Source organism: Streptomyces sp. WAC04114 (genome assembly GCF_019733245.1).
Lineage (GTDB): Bacteria > Actinomycetota > Actinomycetes > Streptomycetales > Streptomycetaceae > Streptomyces > Streptomyces massasporeus_A.
The window spans coordinates 78527-95734 of record NZ_JAIGQA010000009.1 but is presented as its reverse complement, the minus strand read 5'-3'; the positions used below and the strand labels follow the sequence as shown (position 1 = coordinate 95734).

Below are 17208 nucleotides of genomic sequence, written 5' to 3'. Positions count from 1 at the left end.
CCCCCTCGCACCGCGCCCGCCCCGCACAGCAGCACGTTGGCGTGCCCGGTCTCCACGCCCCAGCGTCCGGTGCCCTCCTGCGCGTAGGGCCAGCTCAGCTCGCGGTGGAAGATGTTGCCGCCGGGCAGGCCGAGGTCCCGCTCCAGGTCGAGCGGCGTCCGGGCCTCGATGCAGGGGCGTCCGTCGGCGTCGGTGGCCAGGCAGTCGGCGAGGGGCTCGGCCAGGTGGGCGTCGAGCTGGGCGAGGGTCGCCTTCAGCAGGTCCTCGCGCACGGCGTCGTTGTCCCGCTCGAACAGGCGGGCCGGGGTGTGCAGGCCGAAGAGGGTGAGCGTCTGGTAGCCCTTCCCGGCCAGGTCGGGTCCGAGGATGGTCGGGTCGGTGAGCGAGTGGCAGTAGATCTCGGAGGGCGGCGCGGCGGGCAGCTGACCGGCGGCGGCCTGGGCGTGGGCGGTGGCCAGTTGCTCGTAGCCCTCGGCGATGTGGAAGGTTCCGGCGAAGGCCTCGCGCGGGTCGACGGAGTTGTCGCGCAGTCTCGGCAGCCGCTCCAGCAGCATGTTGACCTTGAGCTGGGCGCCCTCGGCGGGCGGCGGGGCCGGGTCGCCGGTCAGCTCCGCCAGGGCCTGTGGGGAGGCGTTCACCAGGACGTGCCGGGCGGCGACGGTGCCTTCGCCGTCGGCCGTGGAAAAGGTGACCTCGGCGGTTCGGCCGTCCGTTTCGATGCGCAGCGCCTCGTGGCCGGTGGCGAGGACGGCGCCCGCCGCGCGGGCGGTGTCGGCGAGGGCGTCGGTGAGGGCTCCCATGCCGCCGACGGGCACGTCCCAGTCGCCGGTGCCGCCCCCGATCACGTGGTAGAGGAAGCAGCGGTTCTGCTTCAGGGAGGGGTCGTGCGCGTCGGCGAAGGTGCCGATGAGCGCGTCGGTGAGGACGACGCCGCGCACCAGGTCGTCCGCGAAGCGCTCCTCGACGGCGACGCCGATCGGTTCCTCGAACAGCACCCGCCAGGCTTCATCGTCGTCGAGGCGGCGGCGCAGCCCGTCGCGGGTGGGCAGCGGTTCGGTGAGGGTCGGGAAGATCCGCTCGGCGGCGCGGCCGGTCATGCCGTAGAGCTCCTGCCAGGCCCGGAACTCACGGTCGGAGCCGGTGAGCCGGGCGAACGCCTCCCGGGTGCGCCGTTCGCCGCCGCCGACGAGGAGCCCGGTGGGCCGGCCGTCGCGCTCGGCGGGTGTGTAGGAGGAGACGGTGCGGGTGCGCACCCGGAAGTCCAGGTCGAGGTCCCGGACGATCTTCTTGGGCAGCAGGCTGACCAGGTACGAGTAGCGGGACAGCCGGGCGTCGACTCCGGCGAAGGGCCGGGTGGACACGGCCGCGCCGCCCGTGTGGTCCAGCCGCTCCAGGACGAGCACGGAGCGCCCGGCCCGGGCCAGATAGGCGGCGGCCACCAGGCCGTTGTGGCCGCCGCCCACGATGACGGCGTCGTACGTCCGGTGTGCGCGGGGTCCCTCGGGTGCGGTCATGGTTCTTGGTAACACGGGGTGATCCGGGTCGGCCAGACGGCGGCCGCCTGCTCCGTCGGAGGTCAGTGCCCCGCCGCGGCCCGCTGCTCCCGCAGGGCCGCGACTCTTCGGTACAGGGCCACGGCCTCGGCGCCGCGGCCGAGCTGTTCGAGGCAGTGGGCCTCGTCGTTGCGGCTGGCGAGGGTGTCGGGGTGGTCGGCGCCGAGGACGCGTTCGCGGGCGGCGGCCACGCGCCGGTACTCGGTGAGCGCGTCGGCCCAGCGGCCCAGCCAGCCGAGACCGACGGCGACCTCGCGGCGGCTGACGAGGGTGTCCGGGTGCTCGGGGCCGAGGACTCGTTCGCGCAGGGCTGCCACGTCACGGGATTCCGCGAGGGCCTCCTCCCAGCGGCCGAGCCGCCCGAGGTTGACGCAGCGGCCGTGGCGGGCGCGCAGGGTCTCGGGGTGGGTGGGGCCCTGGCTGCGGCTGCGGTCCGCGGCCAGGACGCGGTAGAGGTCCAGAGCCTCCGCGCTGCGGCCGAGGCGGCCCAGGCTGATGCCGATCTCGTGCCGGGCGGCGAGGGTGTCGGGGTGGTCCGGGCCGAGGGCGCGGCCGCGGGCCTCGGCGACCTCCTGGTAGGTCTCCAGGGCTTCGGCCCACCGGCCCAACTGACCCAGGGCGTAGGCGACTTCGTAGCGGGTGACGAGGGTGTCGGGGTGGTCCGCGCCGAGCACGCGGGCACGGGCTCGGGCCACCTCGCGGGCCATGCGGTAGGAGTCCTCCAGGCGGCCGAGGCGGCTGAGGTTGAAGGCGAGGTTGTGGCGGCAGCGCAGGGTGTCCGGGTGGTCGGGGCCCATGAGCTGCTCGCGGGCGGTGAGCACCGACGTGTAGACGCGGTGGGCGTCGAAGGCGCGGCCCAGCTGGCCGAGCACATAGGCCATCTCCTGGCGGGCGGCCAGGGTGTCGGGGTGATCGGCGCCGAGGGTGCGGATCCTGGCCTCGGTGACGTGCTTGTACTCGCGCAGGGCGTCCGCGGCGCGGCCGGTGCGGCTGAGGGTGAAGGCGACCTCGTAGCGGCTGGAGAGGGTGTCGGGGTGGTCGGGGCCGAGGAGGTGCTCGCGTTCGGCGGCGACCCCCCGGTGCACCTCGCCCGCCTCCGTCCAGCGGCCGAGCCGTCCGAGGCTCAGGCCCGCGTTGTGCCGGCCGGCCAGGGCGGTCAGGACCTCCGTGGGCGGGGCGGGCCGCTCCGCGGGGACGGGTTCGGCGACGACCGGACCGGTGGCGGGGCGGGCGATCCATTCGCCGGACAGCCCGGCCGCCGGGTCCGGGGGTGTGGTGCGCAGTGCGGTGCCGGTCGCCTTGCGGCCGGTGGTCATGCCACGGGTCCAGGACGGCAGCCGGGCCGCGCCGGCCGGCCCGCCGGGAGCCGGGCGGGCCGCCGCCACAGCGGTCACGTACACCGGCGCGCCCCGGTGGGCGCTGATCCGGCGGGCCAGCTCGCGGGCGTCGTCGGGACGTTGACCGGGTTCCTTGGCGAGCAGGTCGAGGACGACGCGCTCCAGGTACTCGGGAAGTTCGGCGCGGTGCTCGCGCGGCGGCCGGGGCGGGGTGTCGCGGTGGCCGACGAGGATCGCCCAGGCGTCGTCGAGGTCGAACGGCGGTACGCCGGTGGCGATCTCGTAGAGCACGCACCCGAACGAGTAGAGGTCGCTGCGCTGGTCGACCTCGGTGCCGCTGATCTGCTCCGGGGACATGTAGTGCGGGGTGCCCATGGCGATGCCGGTGCCGGTCAGCCGGGAGGTGAAGCCGATGTCGTGCCCGAGACGGGCTATGCCGAAGTCGCAGATCTTCACCGTGCCGTCGCCGAGCCGCACGATGTTCGCGGGCTTGAGGTCCCGGTGCACGATGCCCTGTTCATGGCAGTAGGCGAGGGCGGCGGCGACCTGTTCGGCGATCTCCACGACGTCCGCGACCGGCAGCGGGTGCTGCTTGTTGTCCTCCAGGAGCTGGCTGAGGTTGCGGCCGTCCAGCAGCTCCATGACGAGGTAGAGCACGCCGTCGGACTCGCCGAAGTCGTGCACCACGGTGATGCCCCGGTGCTGCAGCGCGGCGGCCACCCGGGCCTCGCGGCGGAACCGCTCCCGCAGCACTCTCGTGAAGGCGTGGTCGTGGTTCGGGCCCAGCGGTTTGAGGCACTTGACGGCGACGTGCCGGCCCAGGGACTCGTCCCGGGCCCGCCACACCTCGCCCATGCCGCCGCGCCCGATCAGATCGAGCAGCCGGTACCGGCCGTGGATGAGCCTGCTGTCCCCCATGTCGCGCGACGCTCCCCCCGGTAGCTGTCCGCCCGCCCCCTGGCCCACCCAGTATGGCGGCCGGTCGTCCGAGTTTGTACGGTGCCGGGCGCGCGTCGGGGCCGCGCCTCGCCATGGCCCGCAGAATGTGTTTGGACGGGAGTTGCCGGCGCACACGTGCGGGGATGTGGCGCAGCAGGAGGCACGCGAGGCGCGGTTGGCGGGTGACGGTGGCGGGAGCGGGGGCCGGTCTGCCGTACAACTCGTGGGCGTACGGCGGCAGGAAGGCGTACGCCAGATGCGCCACGCGCCGCCACAGCACCTCGCGCGCCGGTACGAGAAGGGGGTGCGTCGGCGGGCGGAGCAGGAAGTCCTCCGACGAAGCTCGCCAGGACGCCATCACACATGCCGGACAACCGGTCGATACCGCACGCGGTAGTAGCCTGGCGGCCACCGCGCCCCAGGGAGACCTCTTGCGTACGTTCGTCGTGTTCGATCTCGAGTTCACGTCCTGGCAGGGAGCGCTGGAGCAGGACTGGGGGGCTCCGGGGCAGCTGCGCGAGATCGTGCAGATCGGGGCGCTGCGGCTGCGCGAGGACTTCTCCGTCGCGGAGGAGTTCGAGGTACTGGTGCGGCCCGTGGTCAATCCGCGGCTGTCCGACTACTTCACCGGTCTCACCGGCATCGAGCAGGAACGGGTGGACCGGGAAGGAGTCCCCCCGGCCGAGGCGCTGGGCGACTTCCTGGAGTTCTGCCGGGGGCAGTCCGTCCTGTCCTACGGCAACGACATGGTGGTTCTCGGGGAGAACCTGGGCTGGGCGCGCGCCCGCGGCGAAGAGGTCAAGAACGGTTTCCTCCCCGCCCACTTCCTGACCATCCGCCCGTGGCTGAACGCCCTGGCACCGGCGACGGCGGCGTCCAGCAGCGGGCGCCTCTGGCAGGTGCTCGGCCTCCCCCGGCCCGCGGGCGGGCAGGAGCACTCGGCGCTCTTCGACTGCCGTTCCCTGGCCGCGGCCATCGCGCATCTCTGCCACGGGGGAGCCGCGCTGCCCGAGGGATGTCTGCCGCGCCCGTGAGGGCATCCACTCGTCACGGGCGGCGATCCTCCGTGAGGAGCAGCCGGCACGTCTCCCCCGGCCGGATGCCGATCGTGCGGTCGGGCAGTGCGATCTCGATCGGCGGGAGGCCGGACGGTGGCACGGTGACTTCCACCTGCCCCCTCGTCAGCCGCAGCCGGATGCCCCAGTGGCCCCGGTAGCGGAGGGAGAAGCCGTACGAGGACAGCTCCGGCAGCGGCACGGGGTCCAGCCACAGCGCTCCGCCGCGTGTCTCCAGCCCGGGCAGGCCGCGCTGGACCAGGTCGAGCGTGCCCGCCATGGCGCCGAGGTGGATGCCCTCGCCGGTGGTGCCGCCCTGGAGGTCGGCGACGTCGCCACGCAGGGCCTCCTGGCAGTACCGCCAGGCCTCGGCGCGTCGGCACCGGGCCAGGACCCAGCCGTGGACCAGTCCGCTGAGGGTGGAGCCGTGGCTGGTGCGGGCCAGGTAGTGGTCGACGGTGCGCTGCCAGGTCTCCTCCTCCAGCCGGTGGCCCAACCGGTGGAAGAGGCGCTGGAGTTCGGACGGCGAGAAGAGGTAGCCGAGCATCAGCACGTCGGCCTGCTTGGACGCCTTGTAGCGGTTGACGCTGTCGCCCTCGGCATCCAGGATCCGGTCCAGGCGCCGGATGTCGTCGTAGCGCTCGCGGTAACCGTCCCAGTCGAGCTCGGCGAGGTCGCCGTAGCCCGCGAACTGGCTGATGATCCCGTCGTGGAAGGGGACGTGCAGCGTGCGGGAGACCTCCTCCCAGCGGTCCGGTTCACCGTCGTCCAGGGCGATGCGCTCGACGAGTTCGCGGCAACGGGGCTCGGGCAGGATGCGCAGCAGTTCCAGTGCGCGGGTGAGGACCCAGGCGGCCGTGACGTTGGTGTACGCGTTGTCGTCCAGCCCCGGCCGCTCGGCTCCCGGGTAGGCGACGTGGTACTCGTCGGGTCCGACGACACCCCGGATGCGGTGCCGCCCCAGGTTCTCGTCCCAGGTGGCCGAGTCGGCCCAGAAGCGCGCGATCTGCAGCACCATCTCGGCACCCTTGGTGTGCAGGAACTCCGCGTCGCCGCTCGCCTCGCAGTACTGCCACACGTTGTACGCGATCGCCGAACCGACGTGGTGCTGGAGATGGGTGTGGTCCGGCAGCCAGCGGCCCGAGCGGGGATTGAGGTGCAGGCGCTGGGTCTCCTCACGGCCGTCGCTGCCGCTCTGCCACGGGTACTGCGCGCCGCGGCGGCCCATGTCCCGGGCCGCTGCGCGGGCTCGGTCCAGGCGCCGGTGGCGGTAGTGGAGCAGGCCGCGGGAGACCTCGGGGAAGTGCAGGTTGAGGTAGGGCAGGACGAACAGTTCGTCCCAGAAGACGTGCCCGCGGTAGGCCTCGCCGTGGAGCCCGCGGGCCGGTACGCCCACGTCCAGGTCTGCGGTGTGCGGGGACAGGGTCTGGAGCACGTGGAAGAGGTGCAGGCGCAGGATGGCCCCGGCTTCTCCCGGGACGTCGAGTTCGGCCCGGCGCCACAGCAGGTTCCACGCGGTGCGGTGCGATGCCAGCAGGCCGTCGAAGTCCGGTGCCGCGCGCACCCGGTCCACGGCCGCCTGCAGCGGATCGCTGATCGCCGGGTCGTGTGAGGTGTGCAGCGCGACGGTCTTGTCGACGATGGCGGTAGCGCCGGGGGCGAGGGACAGGGTGGCGCGCTGGACGGCGCGTGAGGGTTCCTGCGCGTCCGTGACCGGTTCCCGGGCCGTCAGCCGGGCGGCCATGCCGATGCGGATGTCCGAGGTGCGGGTGCGGCAGCGCAGCCAGACCGTGCCGGGCAGGGCGGTGCCGGTGTGCACATGGGTCAGGTGGCGGCCGTCCAGGTCGCGGTAGCGCGGCACCCCGGCGTTGCCGACCGCCCCGTCGAGTGCGGCCTCCACCTCCAGCTCGCCGGTGAGGTTCTCGGTGGTGAACTCCGTGCGCAGCGCCGCGAGGTGCGGATCGCGCATGTGCACCAGCCGCTGCTGCCGCACGGACAGCGCCCGCCCCTCGCCGAGGGCGTACCGGGTGCGGCGCTCCAGCAGGCCCGAGTCCAGGTGGAGGGTCTGGCGGTGGTCGAGGACGGTCGCCGCGTCGGGGGTGAGCCAGGGCCCGCCCGGGAGGCGGAAGCGCAGCGGGAGCCAGTTGGGGAGGTTGACCAGGTCCTCGTTCTCGACGCTGCGTCCCGCGACCTCGGAGGTGAGCCGGTTGTAGCAGCCCGCCGCGTAGCTGCCCGGGTAGTGCACGTCGTCCGCCCCGCACTCGGGCAGGGCCCCGCGGGTGGCGAAGTAGCCGTTGCCCAGCGTGCACAGCGACTCCCGCAGCCGTTCCTCCGCGGGTCGGTATCCCTCGTACGCCCAGGTCCGGCCCGTCACGGGAGCGGCTCCGCCGGGACGCCCTGCGGCACGACGGCCACGGGGCACTCGGCGTGGTGCAGCAGGGTGTGGGCCACCGTGCCGAGCTGGAGCCCGAAGTGGCCCTGCCGGCGCCGGGCGCCGACGACGACCAGGTCGGCCGCGGCCGAGCGGTGCACCAGTACCTTGCGGGCCGGGCCCTCGACCGCGGTGCGGTTCACCCGGACGCCGGGGTGGGCGGCCGAGGCGTCGCGGAGCAGTTCGTCGAGCTCGGCGCGGGCCCGCTCCTCGTGGCCCCGGCCGGGCGCTTCGGCGGATGCGTGCCCGGGGCGGCGCCAGGCCCGGACCGCGTCCAGGGCGCACCCGCGGACCTCGGCCTCCTGGAACGCGAAGCGCGCCGCTTCCCTGCCGGTGTCCGGGCTGCCGGCGCCGAGCAGGATCCGCTGGTGGGTACCGGCCAGGCCGGCCTTGTCGCCGCGTACCACGATGACCGGGCAGTGGGCCCGCGCGGCGACGGCCAAGCCGACGGAGCCGAGGAGCAGTCCCCTGAGCTCGCCGTGGCCCCGGGAGCCGGTGATCAGGGCGGTGGCGTCGTCGCCCGCCCGCAGGAGGGCGTCCGTCGCGTCGGCGGGGACGACGTCGGTGGTCACCTTCACGCCGGGATTGCGCCGTCCGGCCCGCTCCGCCGCGGAAGCGACGACGTGGTCGGCCCGCACCTGCCCGGCGGGGCGGTCGGGACCGATCGACGGGGTGTGGCCCTCGTACCGCTCCCAGAGGGAGCCGTGGACCAGCCGCAGGGGGAGGCCGTGCCGGGCCGCCTCGTCCACTGCCCAGTCGACCGCGGGCAGGCTGCCGTCCGATCCGTCGACCCCCACGACCAGGGGACGTTCCATCGTCATCGTTCCCACCGCCTCGTACACAACATGGTGCGGGCAGAATGCGGGCCCACTCTCACCGTCGCACCCGCGGCAGCCGCCCGCGAGGGGCGATCGGTCCCTCGCGGGGGCCGTTCGGCCCGTGGTGCGCCGAACGGCCCGGGCGCAGGCTGAAGCCGGCGGCCCGGGGCGCCTCGGCACAGCGGGGAGCACGGCGCCGCGCGACGGACTCGCCGTCCGAGCGGGCGGGAGCTGAAGGGAGCCGGGCGATGACCTCCACCACCAACCTGTCCACGGGTCTCACAGCCGGGCATCGCGAGCGGCTGATGCGCGTGGCCCGCGAGGTGTCCTTCGACACGGGCACCCGCATCTTCGAGGAAGGGCGGCGCGCCGACCGGTTCTGGATCGTGCGGACCGGGACGGTCTCGCTCGACCTGAGTGTCCCCGGCCGGCGGGCGGCTGTCGTCGAGTCCCTGGGGCACGGGGAGCTGATCGGCTGGTCGTGGCACTTCCCGCCGCACGTGTGGCATCTGGGCGCGGAGGCGATGAGCCCGGTGCGGGCCTGGGAGTTCGACGCGGAGGCGGTACGGGCGATGTGCGCGCGGGACCCCGAGTTCGGCCGTGCGATCGCGGACTGGGTCGGCCGGGTGGTCGCCCACCGGCTGCACGCGTCGCGCGTCCGGCTGCTCGACCTGTACGCCCCCTACGGCAGCGGAAGCCGCATGTGAGGGACGGGACGCCGGCCCGGCCCGGATCCGTCCGCCCCTCGGCCGGGTGCCGGCCCGGGCGGGCGGCCTGTTGCCGCGCGGCACCCGCGCTCAGGCCACCGTGATCCGGCGCCCGGTGACGGCGACGGGCTCGATACGCAGCCACAGTTCACGCCGGCCTCCCGCCCACGGTGTGCTGAAGGCCTGCTCTTCGAGACGGGCGGTCTCGTCCGGATCCGTCACCGCCGTCGCGGGGCCCCGCACCAGCACGCTCCAGCCCTCGCTGAACGCCTCGTCGATGCGGTCGGCCTCGAAGGCGACCTGGTGGCCGTCCGCCCGTGCCGGGGTCGTGCCGGGTTCGGTGCGGAAGACGATCCCGCCGTCGACGACGCTGTAGTTGACCGGCACGACGAGCGGTCCGGAATCCGCGGGCACGGCGAGGCGCCCCACCCCGTGGGTCGACAGCAGGGAACGGCACTCGGCCTCGGTGAGCTCCGTGAAGCGGGGTGTGCGGGCGGCCCGGCCGAGGCCGGGCGGCAGCTCGGTGTCGCCACCGGTCAGGTGCCACACCGTGGTCTTCAGCGCTCCCGCCAGCCGCAGGAGGGTGCCCGCGCCCGGGTCGGCGGTCGGCCTCTCCTCCAGGTACTGGAGGTAGGCGGGCGCCATGCCCGCCCGGGTCGCCGCCTCCTGCCGGCTCAGGCCGAGTTCCGTGCGCCGCTGGGTGATCCGCCGCCCGAGGTCACCCATCGGGCGTCCTTCGACGGCATGCGACGAGGCCCCTTCGGTCATGACCCGTCACCTCTCTCCTTCGTCAGGCCGCCCGGTAGGGGACGACTTCCTCGTGCGGCTCCTCGCCCAAGACGACCTTGAGCGCCCCGGTGTCGGCGGCCCGGGCGAAGACGTCGTACGCCTCCTCCATGTGGGCCAACGGGAAGGTGTGCGTGACCAGTTGCCCGGTGGGCAGGCGGCCGGCGGCGGCCATCCGGAGCAGGGTGGGGGTCGAGTAGGTGTCCACCAGTCCTGTGGTGATGGTGACGTTCTTGATCCACAGGTCTTCCAGATGGAGGGTCACGGGCTTGCCGTGCACGCCGACGTTGGCGACGTGGCCGCCGGGGCGCACCATGCGCGTGCACAGTTCGAACGTCTCCGGCAGGCCGACGGCTTCGACGACCACGTCCGCGCCCAGTCCGTCGGTGAGGTCCTCGACCAGCTGCTCGGGCGCCTCCCGGGCGTCCGCCACGGCGTCCGCGCCGAGGTTCCTGGCCGCTTCCAGCCGCGCGGGGGCGAGGTCGACCGCAACGATGCGTTCCGGTGCGAACAGCCGGGCGGTCGCGACCGCGGCGAGCCCGACGGGGCCGGCGCCCACGACGGCGACGGTGTCTCCCGGCCGTACGTGCCCGTTGAGCACGCCGACCTCGTAGGAGGTCGGGAAGATGTCGGCCAGCAGCACGGCGTCCTTGCTGTCCAGGGCGCTGGGCAGCGGGTGCGCCGAGAGATCCGCGAAGGGCACGCGGACGTACTCGGCCTGGGTGCCGTCGACCAGGTGGCCCAGGATCCAGCCTCCGCCGCCCCGGCACTGGCCGTACATTCCCTCCCGGCAGGGGTGGCAGCGGCCGCACGCGGTGATGCAGGAGACCAGCACCCGGTCGCCCGGCCGGACCGTGCGTACGTCACCGCCGACGTCGACGACCTCGCCGACCGCCTCGTGCCCCAGCACCGTGCCGGGGCGGACCTCGGGGACGTCGCCCTTGAGGATGTGCAGGTCCGTTCCGCAGATGGTGACGGCGTCGACACGGACGATGGCGTCGGTCGGCTCCTTGACCCCGGGGTCCGGGACGCCCTCCCAGGCGGACTGTCCCGGGCCGTGGAACACGTAGGCCTTCATGGCGTCCCCGCCTTCCTGGCACGGCTGGTGGTGTGACCGGTGTGCACCTCAGTTCCAGCTTGGCGCGGATCGGTGCGACGCGCTTGGGCCGGCCGGCCCCGTCCACCGGCCGACCGGGGCCCGCACGACCCCGTCCGCCCCGCAGGACCCCGGCCGGCAAGGGCCGATCGGCCCTACCCGCGAGCCGCGCCGACACGCTTTGCTCGGACCATGTCCGAGATCCCCGGCGAGTCCGCTCAGCCGTTCCAGGAACGGACGGCACACGTCGTGACCCTGCGCGGCGAGCTCGACCTGCTCACGGCACCGGCCCTCCGGGCCCGCCTCGACGTGCTGACCGCCGGTCCCCGCCCCGATCTGGTGCTGGACCTGCGCCCGGTGTCGTTCATCGACTGTTCGGGGCTGGGGGTCCTGTGCCGGGCACGCAACCGCGTCAGCGCGCGGCAGGGACGGCTGCGTCTGGTGACGGACGGCACCTCTCTGCGGCGCGTTCTGCGGCACACCGGCATGGCGGGGGTCTTCGAGCTGCTCCCGGGGATGCCGGTGGGGGTTGCGGACCCGCCCGCCGTGGACACCCTCGACGGCGCGATGCTCTGATCGCGCCACGGTGAGTCGGCTCGTGGGATCACCTCACACGACAGTCAGCTCCCGGCCGATCTTCGCCGCCCACGCCTCGATCCGCTCGAAGTCACGGAAGTCCCCGCCCTTGCCGTTGCGGAGGATCATCCGGGCGACCCAGCTTCGCACCTTCCCGGAGGCAGCCGCCGAAGGTGACGTGCTCCCTGGCGTCGAGCCGGTACATGGCCTTCTTCACTCCGGGCACAGGCGGGATGTCCCGCTCCGACGCCGAGGGGTCCAGCGGACCGCTGCTGAACAACCACAGCGGGCGCTCCCCCAGGGCCTTGCCGTGGCGCCGGACGAAGCGCCGGGCGTCCTTGTGCCAGTGGCCGGCGTACAGGCCGCCCCCGACCACGACGGCGTCGTACGCCGCCACGTCCGGCACGGCGCCGGCCGGGAGCGCCTCGGCCGTCAGCCCCTCCTTGCGCAGGACCTCGGCGATGGTCTCGGCGATCTCCGCGGTCGATCCGTTCGTCGTTCCGTAGGCGACGAGCACGTTCGTCGGCATGTCGGTCCGCCTCCTCTCACAGTTTGCGCAGCCGGTCGTCGGCCACGCCGTGCAGCACCTGCTCGTCCGATCGCTCACGCGTGTCGTCCAGGCGCCAGGTGAGCTCGCCGACGACTGCGACCACGCCGTCGATCTGCCGGGTCATGGCGACGGCGATCTCCGCTTCGCTGCGGCGTTCCAGCCGTCCGGCGAGCGTGACCACTCCCTCCGCGGAGACGACGTCGATGCTGCGGGGTGTCTGCCACAGCGCACGCACCAGCACCTCCTCGATCACCTCTTCCCGGATCTCCGCGTCGGGCCGCAGGAAGACCCGGAGCAGGTCCCGCCGGGTGACGATGCCGACCAGCCGGTCCTCCTCGTCGAGTACGGGCAGCCTCTTCACACCCCGCCGGGCCATGGTCCGTGCGGCCACGACGATGGTGTCCTCGGCGTGCGCGGTGACCGGCGGCGCGCTCATCAGCTCACCGGCCGGGCGGACCGACGCCTGCGCGGTGCGCCTGCGGTTGGCGGGCGACAGCTCGGGGAACGCGAAACGGTTCCGCGAGCGGTGCGGGTCCGGCGTCGCGGGCTCGTGGGCCGTGAGGTCGCTCGCGGAGACGACGCCGATGACCTGGTCGTCCTGGTCCACCAGGGGCAGTCCACCGATCCGGTGGTCGGCCAGCAGCCGGGCGACCTCCTCGGCCGGAGTGCCGTACTCGGCTCGTACCACGTCCATGGTCATCAGGGAGCCGACCTTGTCGTGTTTCATGGCGCCTCCTCCTCGGGAACGACCGCGACGGGGCACGGTGCGTGGTGCAGGACGGCGTGCGTGACCCGGCCGATGTGGAGGCCGAAACGTCCGTGGGGGTGCCTGGCTCCGACCACGAGCAGGGCGGCACCGGCCGAGGTGTCGGGCAGTACCGTCCGGGCCCGCCCTTCGACGATCCGCCGGCGCACCTCGACGTCCGGGTGCTGCTCGGCCGGGGCGCCCAGCCCGGTCTCCAGGGCCTCGACGGCCCGCTTCCGGTGCACCGGCGAGGATGCGCCGGTGACCCCGGGGTGGTCGGTGGTCTCGTGCGCGGGGCGGTGCCAGGCCCGTACGGCCTCGACCGGTACGCCGCGCCGGGCCGCCTCGCGGAACGCGAAGCGCACCGCCTGCGAGTCCGCCGGTCCGGCGGGGACCCCGACGACGACGGGGCCGCCCCCCATGCGGGACCCGGACGGGTCGTCGTGGTCCCCGCGCACCACGATCACCGGACCGTCCGCCCGTCCGGCGACCGCGAGGCTGACCGAACCGAGCAGCAGCTCGGCGGTACTCCCCCGGCCGCGCGAGCCCAGGACGAGCGCCGCGGCCTTGCGTGCCGCACGACGGAGTACGGAGACCGGCCCCTCGGGGACGACCTCGGTGGTGACCTCCAGGCCGGGGATCCGGGCCCGGGCCCGCTTGGCCGCCGCCACCGCGAGGACGTCGGTGAGCAGCTTCTCCGACGGTGGCTCCCGGCCGGTGGGGAAGACGGCGTGTTCGTAGCGCTCCCACAGCGACGCGTGCACCACGTGCAGCGGCACCCCGCGCAGCGCGGCCTCGTCGGCCGCCCAGTCCACGGCCCGCAGACTCGCCTCGGAGCCGTCGACCCCGACGGCCATCGGCCGGCGCATCGCCCTCATCCCTCCGCGTCAGTCGTGCGCGACGACGGCGACCGGGGCGGTGGCGTGGTGCAGTACGGCGTGCGTCACCGAGCCGATGTGCACCCCGAACGGCTTGCGGCGGATCCGCCGCCCGACCACGACCAGGGATGCCTCGCGCGAGGCGTTGATCAGCTGTTCCGCCGGGCTGCCCAGACGGGACACCTCGGCCACGTCGACGGCCGGGTACTTCTCCCGCCACGGCCGCAGCGCTTCGGCGAGACCGATCGCCTCGCCCCGTGCGAGATCCTCGTACCGCCACAGTTCGGCGGCACCGCCGTACGAGTAGTACGAGGGCCGATTCCACCCGTGTACGGCCCTCAGGACCGTCCCGCGCCGGGCGGCCGCGTCGAAGGCGAACTCGATCATGGACGGGTCGGGATGGCCGGTGTCGAGGCCGAGCACCACGGGCCGGTACGCGGTGGCGGCCGACGGAATGCCGACCGGGTCCCTCTCGTGCTCGTCCGCGGCCTGCTCACCGGCGCGGACCAGGACCACCGGACACTCCGCGCGCGCCACCACGGCTTGACCGACCGAACCCACCAGGAATCCGCCGATCCCGCTCATCCCCCTCGACCCCAGGACCAGGAGCTCGGCGGTACTGGCCGCCTCCCCCAGGACCTCGCTCGGCCGGCCGGCCAGATGCTCGGCCCTCACCTCGACCCCGGGGTGCCGCAGCCGCAGACCTCCGGCGGCCTCGCGGGGGATCTTCTCGCTCCAGTCCTGGCTGGTCTCGGCACCGAGGAGCGCAGCCTGCGCCATGGGTTCCGGCACCGGCTCGTAGACGTGGAGCAGCCTCAGAGCGAGACCGCGCAGTTTCGCCTCACGCGCCGCCCACTCCGCGGCGGCCCGGCTCTCGGGTGAACCATCGAGACCCACGGTGATCGTGCGGGACATTTTCTCCACCTCCGGAGCAGCTCTGATGGTTCCAGCGTCGCTTCGACCGGTCCGGCGGTGGAGATGCCACAGGTCCCGTACCGGGGCCGACCGGCCCTACCGCGGGGCTTCGGAGCGGTGCGGCCGCGGGGGCCGCCGGTTCGGGCGGAGGCGCGGGAGGGGTGCGCCATCGGTAGGACGGGGGCCGGTCGGCCCTGGTGCATCCGGTCCCCGCCCGTGATGATCGGGAGCACGGGCGGTTCCGCAGTCCGTGCTTTTGGCGCTCCCGGGAACGAGGGGTCCTGATGACCGAGTCGCGCAGCTTCACCGAGGAGCACCCGATCCGGGTCTTCCTCCTCGACGACCACGAGGTCGTGCGCCGGGGTCTGGCCGATCTGCTGGACTCCGAACCCGACATCGCGGTGGTCGGTGACGCCGAGAACGTCGAGCACGCGCTGGCCCGGGGCCCGGCGCTGCGCCCCGATGTGGCGGTGCTCGACGTGCGCCTGCCCGACGGCGACGGCATCACCGTCTGCCGCGAACTGCGCAACCGCATGCCCGGGCTGGCCTGCCTGATGCTGACCTCGTTCGACGACGAGGAGGCCCTCCTCGACGCGATCATGGCCGGGGCCTCCGGCTATGTCCTCAAGCAGATCAAGGGCTCCGACCTGATCTCGGCGGTGCGCACGGTCGCCTCCGGCAAGTCCATGCTCGACCCGGAGACCACCGCCCGGCTGATGCACTCGCTGCGCGCCGTCCCGTCCGAGAAAACCGCTGTCGCACCCGAGCTGGCGAGTCTTTCGCCGCGCGAGCGGGAGATCCTCGTTCTGATCGGGGACGGTCTGACCAACCGCGAGATCGGCAAGAAGCTGTACCTGTCCGAGAAGACCGTCAAGAACCACATCTCCCGGCTGCTTGCCAAGCTGGGCGTCCAGCGCCGTGTCCAGGCCGCGGTCCTGGCGTCCCAGGTCGAGCAGCCCGAGCAGGGCGAGCGTCCGGGGCGTTGAGCCGGGCTCCGGGAGCGGTTTTCAGTCCTTCGCGGGCCGCACCGGTACCCGCCACTCGACCCGGGTGCCGCCGCCCTGCGGACCCTCACCGAGCAGGAGATCGCCGCCGAGCGCGGCGGCCCGCTCCGCCATGTTCGTGAGCCCGCTGCGCACGGCGTCCTGGGGGATCCCGCGTCCGTCGTCGGTCACCGTGAGGGTCAACTCGTCCTGGGCGTACCGCAGGTGCACGTCCACGGAGTGCGCTCCGGCGTGCCGGGCCGCGTTGCTCAGGGCCTCGCCCAGCACCGCGACGGCGTGATCGGCGACATCGCCCGGCACGTCCGTGTCGACCAGTCCTTCGATCCGTACGGCGGGGGCGAAGCCGAGGGACGACGTCGCCGCCGTGACCACGTCCGACACCCGGGCCCGCAGCCCGCTGCCCTCCCGGGTGCCGCTCTGCGCCCGCAGTCCGAAGATCGTGGAGCGGATGATCTTGATGGTCTCGTCCAGGTCGTCGACGGTCCGCGACAGCCTCTCCTCGGCCTCCGGGTGGTCGATGAAGCGCTGGGCGCTCTGCAAGGTCATCCCGGCCGCGAACAGCCGCTGGATGGCCAGGTCGTGCAGGTCCCGGGCGATCCGGTCACGGTCCCTCAGCAGTGCGATCTGCTCGGCGTCCCGCCGCCGCTCGGCCAGTTCCAGGGCCAGCGCCGCCTGCCCGGCGAACCCCAGCAAGGGACGCGTGTCGACGTCCGTGAACGGCGTACGGCCCGCCGCACGCCCCAGCAGCAGTACCCCTCCTGCCTTGCCGCCCGCCTCCAGCGGCACCCCGACCACGGGCCCGACCCCGGCCCACTGCGCGGCGTCCCGGCTGGTCCGCGGGTCCTCCTGGATGTCCGTGCTCACGACGGGTTCGGCGGTGGTCAGGACGGCGGCCACGAATCCGTCCTGACCCGACATCACCAGACCGCTGCGCCGGTCCGCGTCGAACCCCACGGCGAGCAGGGGCCGCAGCGCGTTCTCCTCCGGCACCCGCTCGGCGATCATCCCGACATCGGCGTCGGTGATCTGCCGGGCCCGCTCCACGATCAGTTCCAGCACGTCCGTGCTCGGCGCACCCGACAGCAGCACCCGCGTGACCTCGGAGCTCGCCCCCAGCCACCGCTCGCGCAGCCGTGTCTCCTCGTACAGCCGGGCGTTCTCGACGGCCACGCCCGCCGCCACCGCGAGCGTGGAGAGCACCGACTCGTCCTCGGCGTCGAACTCCGCCGCGCCGCGCTTCTGGGTGAGGTAGAGGTTGCCGAACACCTGGTCGCGCACCCGGATGGGCACCCCCAGGAACGAGTGCATCGGCGGGTGGTGGGGCGGGAAGCCGTACGACGACGAGTGCTCGGAGATCTCCGCCAGCCGCAGCGGCTCCGGGTGCCGGATGAGCTCGCCCAGGATGCCGTGCCCGCTGGGCAGGTCGCCGATCCGGGCCCGTTGCTCGTCGCTGATGCCGACGGTGTGGAACTCGGAGAGCATGCGGTCGTCGCCGATGACGCCCAGGGCCCCGTACTCGGCGTCCACCAGCACCACCGCCGCTTCGACGATGCGCCGCAACACCTGCGGCAGATCCAGCTCACGGCCGACCGACAGCACCGCTTCGAGCAGGCTGTGCACCCGGTCCTGGGTGCCCCGCGCCGCGTCGATCCGCGCCTGGAGTTCGTCCAGCAGCTCGTCCAGCCGCAGCTTGGGCAGCCGCTGCTCGGAACGCTCAGGCCGTTCCCCGCTCATCGTCTCCTCCGACCGGTCCCCGCGGACGCACCCGGAAGGGCGCCTTCTTCGCCTCACCATAGTGGGGTGACGCCCTCGGCGCCG

General features: G+C 73.7%; 14 protein-coding genes and 2 pseudogenes. 4 read left to right on the top strand and 12 right to left on the bottom strand.

Annotation, left to right across the window (positions count from 1 at the left end; genetic code table 11):
- The 3 genes and pseudogenes from K4G64_RS05185 to K4G64_RS39865 all read right to left on the bottom strand — a co-directional run.
- The coding region (locus tag K4G64_RS05185) for an NAD(P)/FAD-dependent oxidoreductase (protein ID WP_221754819.1) at positions 1-1514 on the bottom strand (1514 nt) is incomplete at its 3' end.
- A 62-nt stretch (positions 1515-1576) separates the two neighbouring features.
- Positions 1577-3808 carry a serine/threonine-protein kinase gene (locus K4G64_RS05180; RefSeq protein ID WP_221754818.1) on the bottom strand — a complete coding sequence of 744 codons (2232 nt, stop codon included), beginning with the start codon at positions 3806-3808 and terminating at the stop codon, positions 1577-1579.
- Between the two features lie 64 nt (positions 3809-3872).
- A pseudogene (locus tag K4G64_RS39865) lies at positions 3873-4163 on the bottom strand (DUF2236 domain-containing protein); the annotation flags it as partial.
- 97 nt (positions 4164-4260) lie between these two features.
- On the opposite strand from K4G64_RS39865, the gene K4G64_RS05175 reads away from it, so the two are divergent.
- On the top strand, positions 4261-4863 hold the full coding sequence (locus K4G64_RS05175) for a 3'-5' exonuclease (protein WP_221754817.1): 603 nt from the start codon (positions 4261-4263) through the stop codon (positions 4861-4863).
- 13 nt (positions 4864-4876) lie between these two features.
- Here the strand turns inward: K4G64_RS05175 and K4G64_RS05170 are convergent, their stop codons facing one another.
- Together K4G64_RS05170 and K4G64_RS05165 are read right to left on the bottom strand one after the other, a co-directional pair.
- Positions 4877-7258, bottom strand: a complete 2382-nt coding sequence (locus K4G64_RS05170; protein ID WP_221754816.1) for a glycoside hydrolase family 65 protein — start codon at positions 7256-7258, stop codon at positions 4877-4879.
- Positions 7255-8130, bottom strand: a complete 876-nt coding sequence (locus tag K4G64_RS05165) for a universal stress protein (RefSeq protein WP_221754825.1) — start codon at positions 8128-8130, stop codon at positions 7255-7257. Before K4G64_RS05165 ends, K4G64_RS05170 begins: the two co-directional genes overlap by 4 nt.
- Positions 8131-8381: 251 nt before the next feature.
- Between K4G64_RS05165 and K4G64_RS05160 the strand changes: the two genes are divergently transcribed.
- A complete protein-coding gene (locus tag K4G64_RS05160; RefSeq protein ID WP_221754815.1) occupies positions 8382-8840 on the top strand; it encodes a cyclic nucleotide-binding domain-containing protein in 459 nt (152 codons plus the stop codon).
- Positions 8841-8930: 90 nt separating this feature from the next.
- Here K4G64_RS05160 and K4G64_RS05155 read toward each other — a convergent pair whose 3' ends face one another.
- Positions 8931-9608 carry a pyridoxamine 5'-phosphate oxidase family protein gene (locus K4G64_RS05155; RefSeq protein ID WP_221754814.1) on the bottom strand — a complete coding sequence of 226 codons (678 nt, stop codon included), beginning with the start codon at positions 9606-9608 and terminating at the stop codon, positions 8931-8933.
- A gap of 22 nt (positions 9609-9630) precedes the next feature.
- Entirely contained in the window at positions 9631-10704 is a 1074-nt protein-coding gene (locus K4G64_RS05150; protein WP_221754813.1) for a zinc-dependent alcohol dehydrogenase family protein, read from the bottom strand.
- A 210-nt stretch (positions 10705-10914) separates the two neighbouring features.
- Between K4G64_RS05150 and K4G64_RS05145 the strand changes: the two genes are divergently transcribed.
- The gene (locus K4G64_RS05145) at positions 10915-11298 is read left to right on the top strand and encodes an STAS domain-containing protein (RefSeq protein ID WP_221754812.1); all 384 of its coding nucleotides are present in this window, start codon (positions 10915-10917) and stop codon (positions 11296-11298) included.
- A gap of 33 nt (positions 11299-11331) precedes the next feature.
- On the opposite strand, the pseudogene K4G64_RS05140 reads toward K4G64_RS05145, so the two are convergent.
- The 4 genes and pseudogenes from K4G64_RS05140 to K4G64_RS05125 all read right to left on the bottom strand — a co-directional run bounded on the left by K4G64_RS05140 (position 11332) and on the right by K4G64_RS05125 (position 14386).
- A pseudogene (locus K4G64_RS05140) lies at positions 11332-11827 on the bottom strand (flavodoxin domain-containing protein).
- A 16-nt stretch (positions 11828-11843) separates the two neighbouring features.
- Complete coding sequence (locus tag K4G64_RS05135) at positions 11844-12575, bottom strand: CBS domain-containing protein (protein ID WP_221754811.1); 732 nt, start codon at positions 12573-12575, stop codon at positions 11844-11846.
- Positions 12572-13462 carry a universal stress protein gene (locus tag K4G64_RS05130; RefSeq protein WP_221754810.1) on the bottom strand — a complete coding sequence of 297 codons (891 nt, stop codon included), beginning with the start codon at positions 13460-13462 and terminating at the stop codon, positions 12572-12574. Before K4G64_RS05130 ends, K4G64_RS05135 begins: the two co-directional genes overlap by 4 nt.
- Positions 13463-13480: 18 nt before the next feature.
- Positions 13481-14386, bottom strand: a complete 906-nt coding sequence (locus K4G64_RS05125) for a universal stress protein (RefSeq protein WP_221754809.1) — start codon at positions 14384-14386, stop codon at positions 13481-13483.
- A 284-nt stretch (positions 14387-14670) separates the two neighbouring features.
- Here K4G64_RS05125 and K4G64_RS05120 point away from each other — a divergent pair, with 284 nt between their 5' ends.
- The gene (locus K4G64_RS05120; protein ID WP_221754808.1) at positions 14671-15372 is read left to right on the top strand and encodes a response regulator transcription factor; all 702 of its coding nucleotides are present in this window, start codon (positions 14671-14673) and stop codon (positions 15370-15372) included.
- Positions 15373-15393: 21 nt separating this feature from the next.
- Here K4G64_RS05120 and K4G64_RS05115 read toward each other — a convergent pair whose 3' ends face one another.
- Entirely contained in the window at positions 15394-17124 is a 1731-nt protein-coding gene (locus K4G64_RS05115; RefSeq protein ID WP_221754807.1) for a GAF domain-containing protein, read from the bottom strand.
- Positions 17125-17208: the final 84 nt, after the last annotated feature.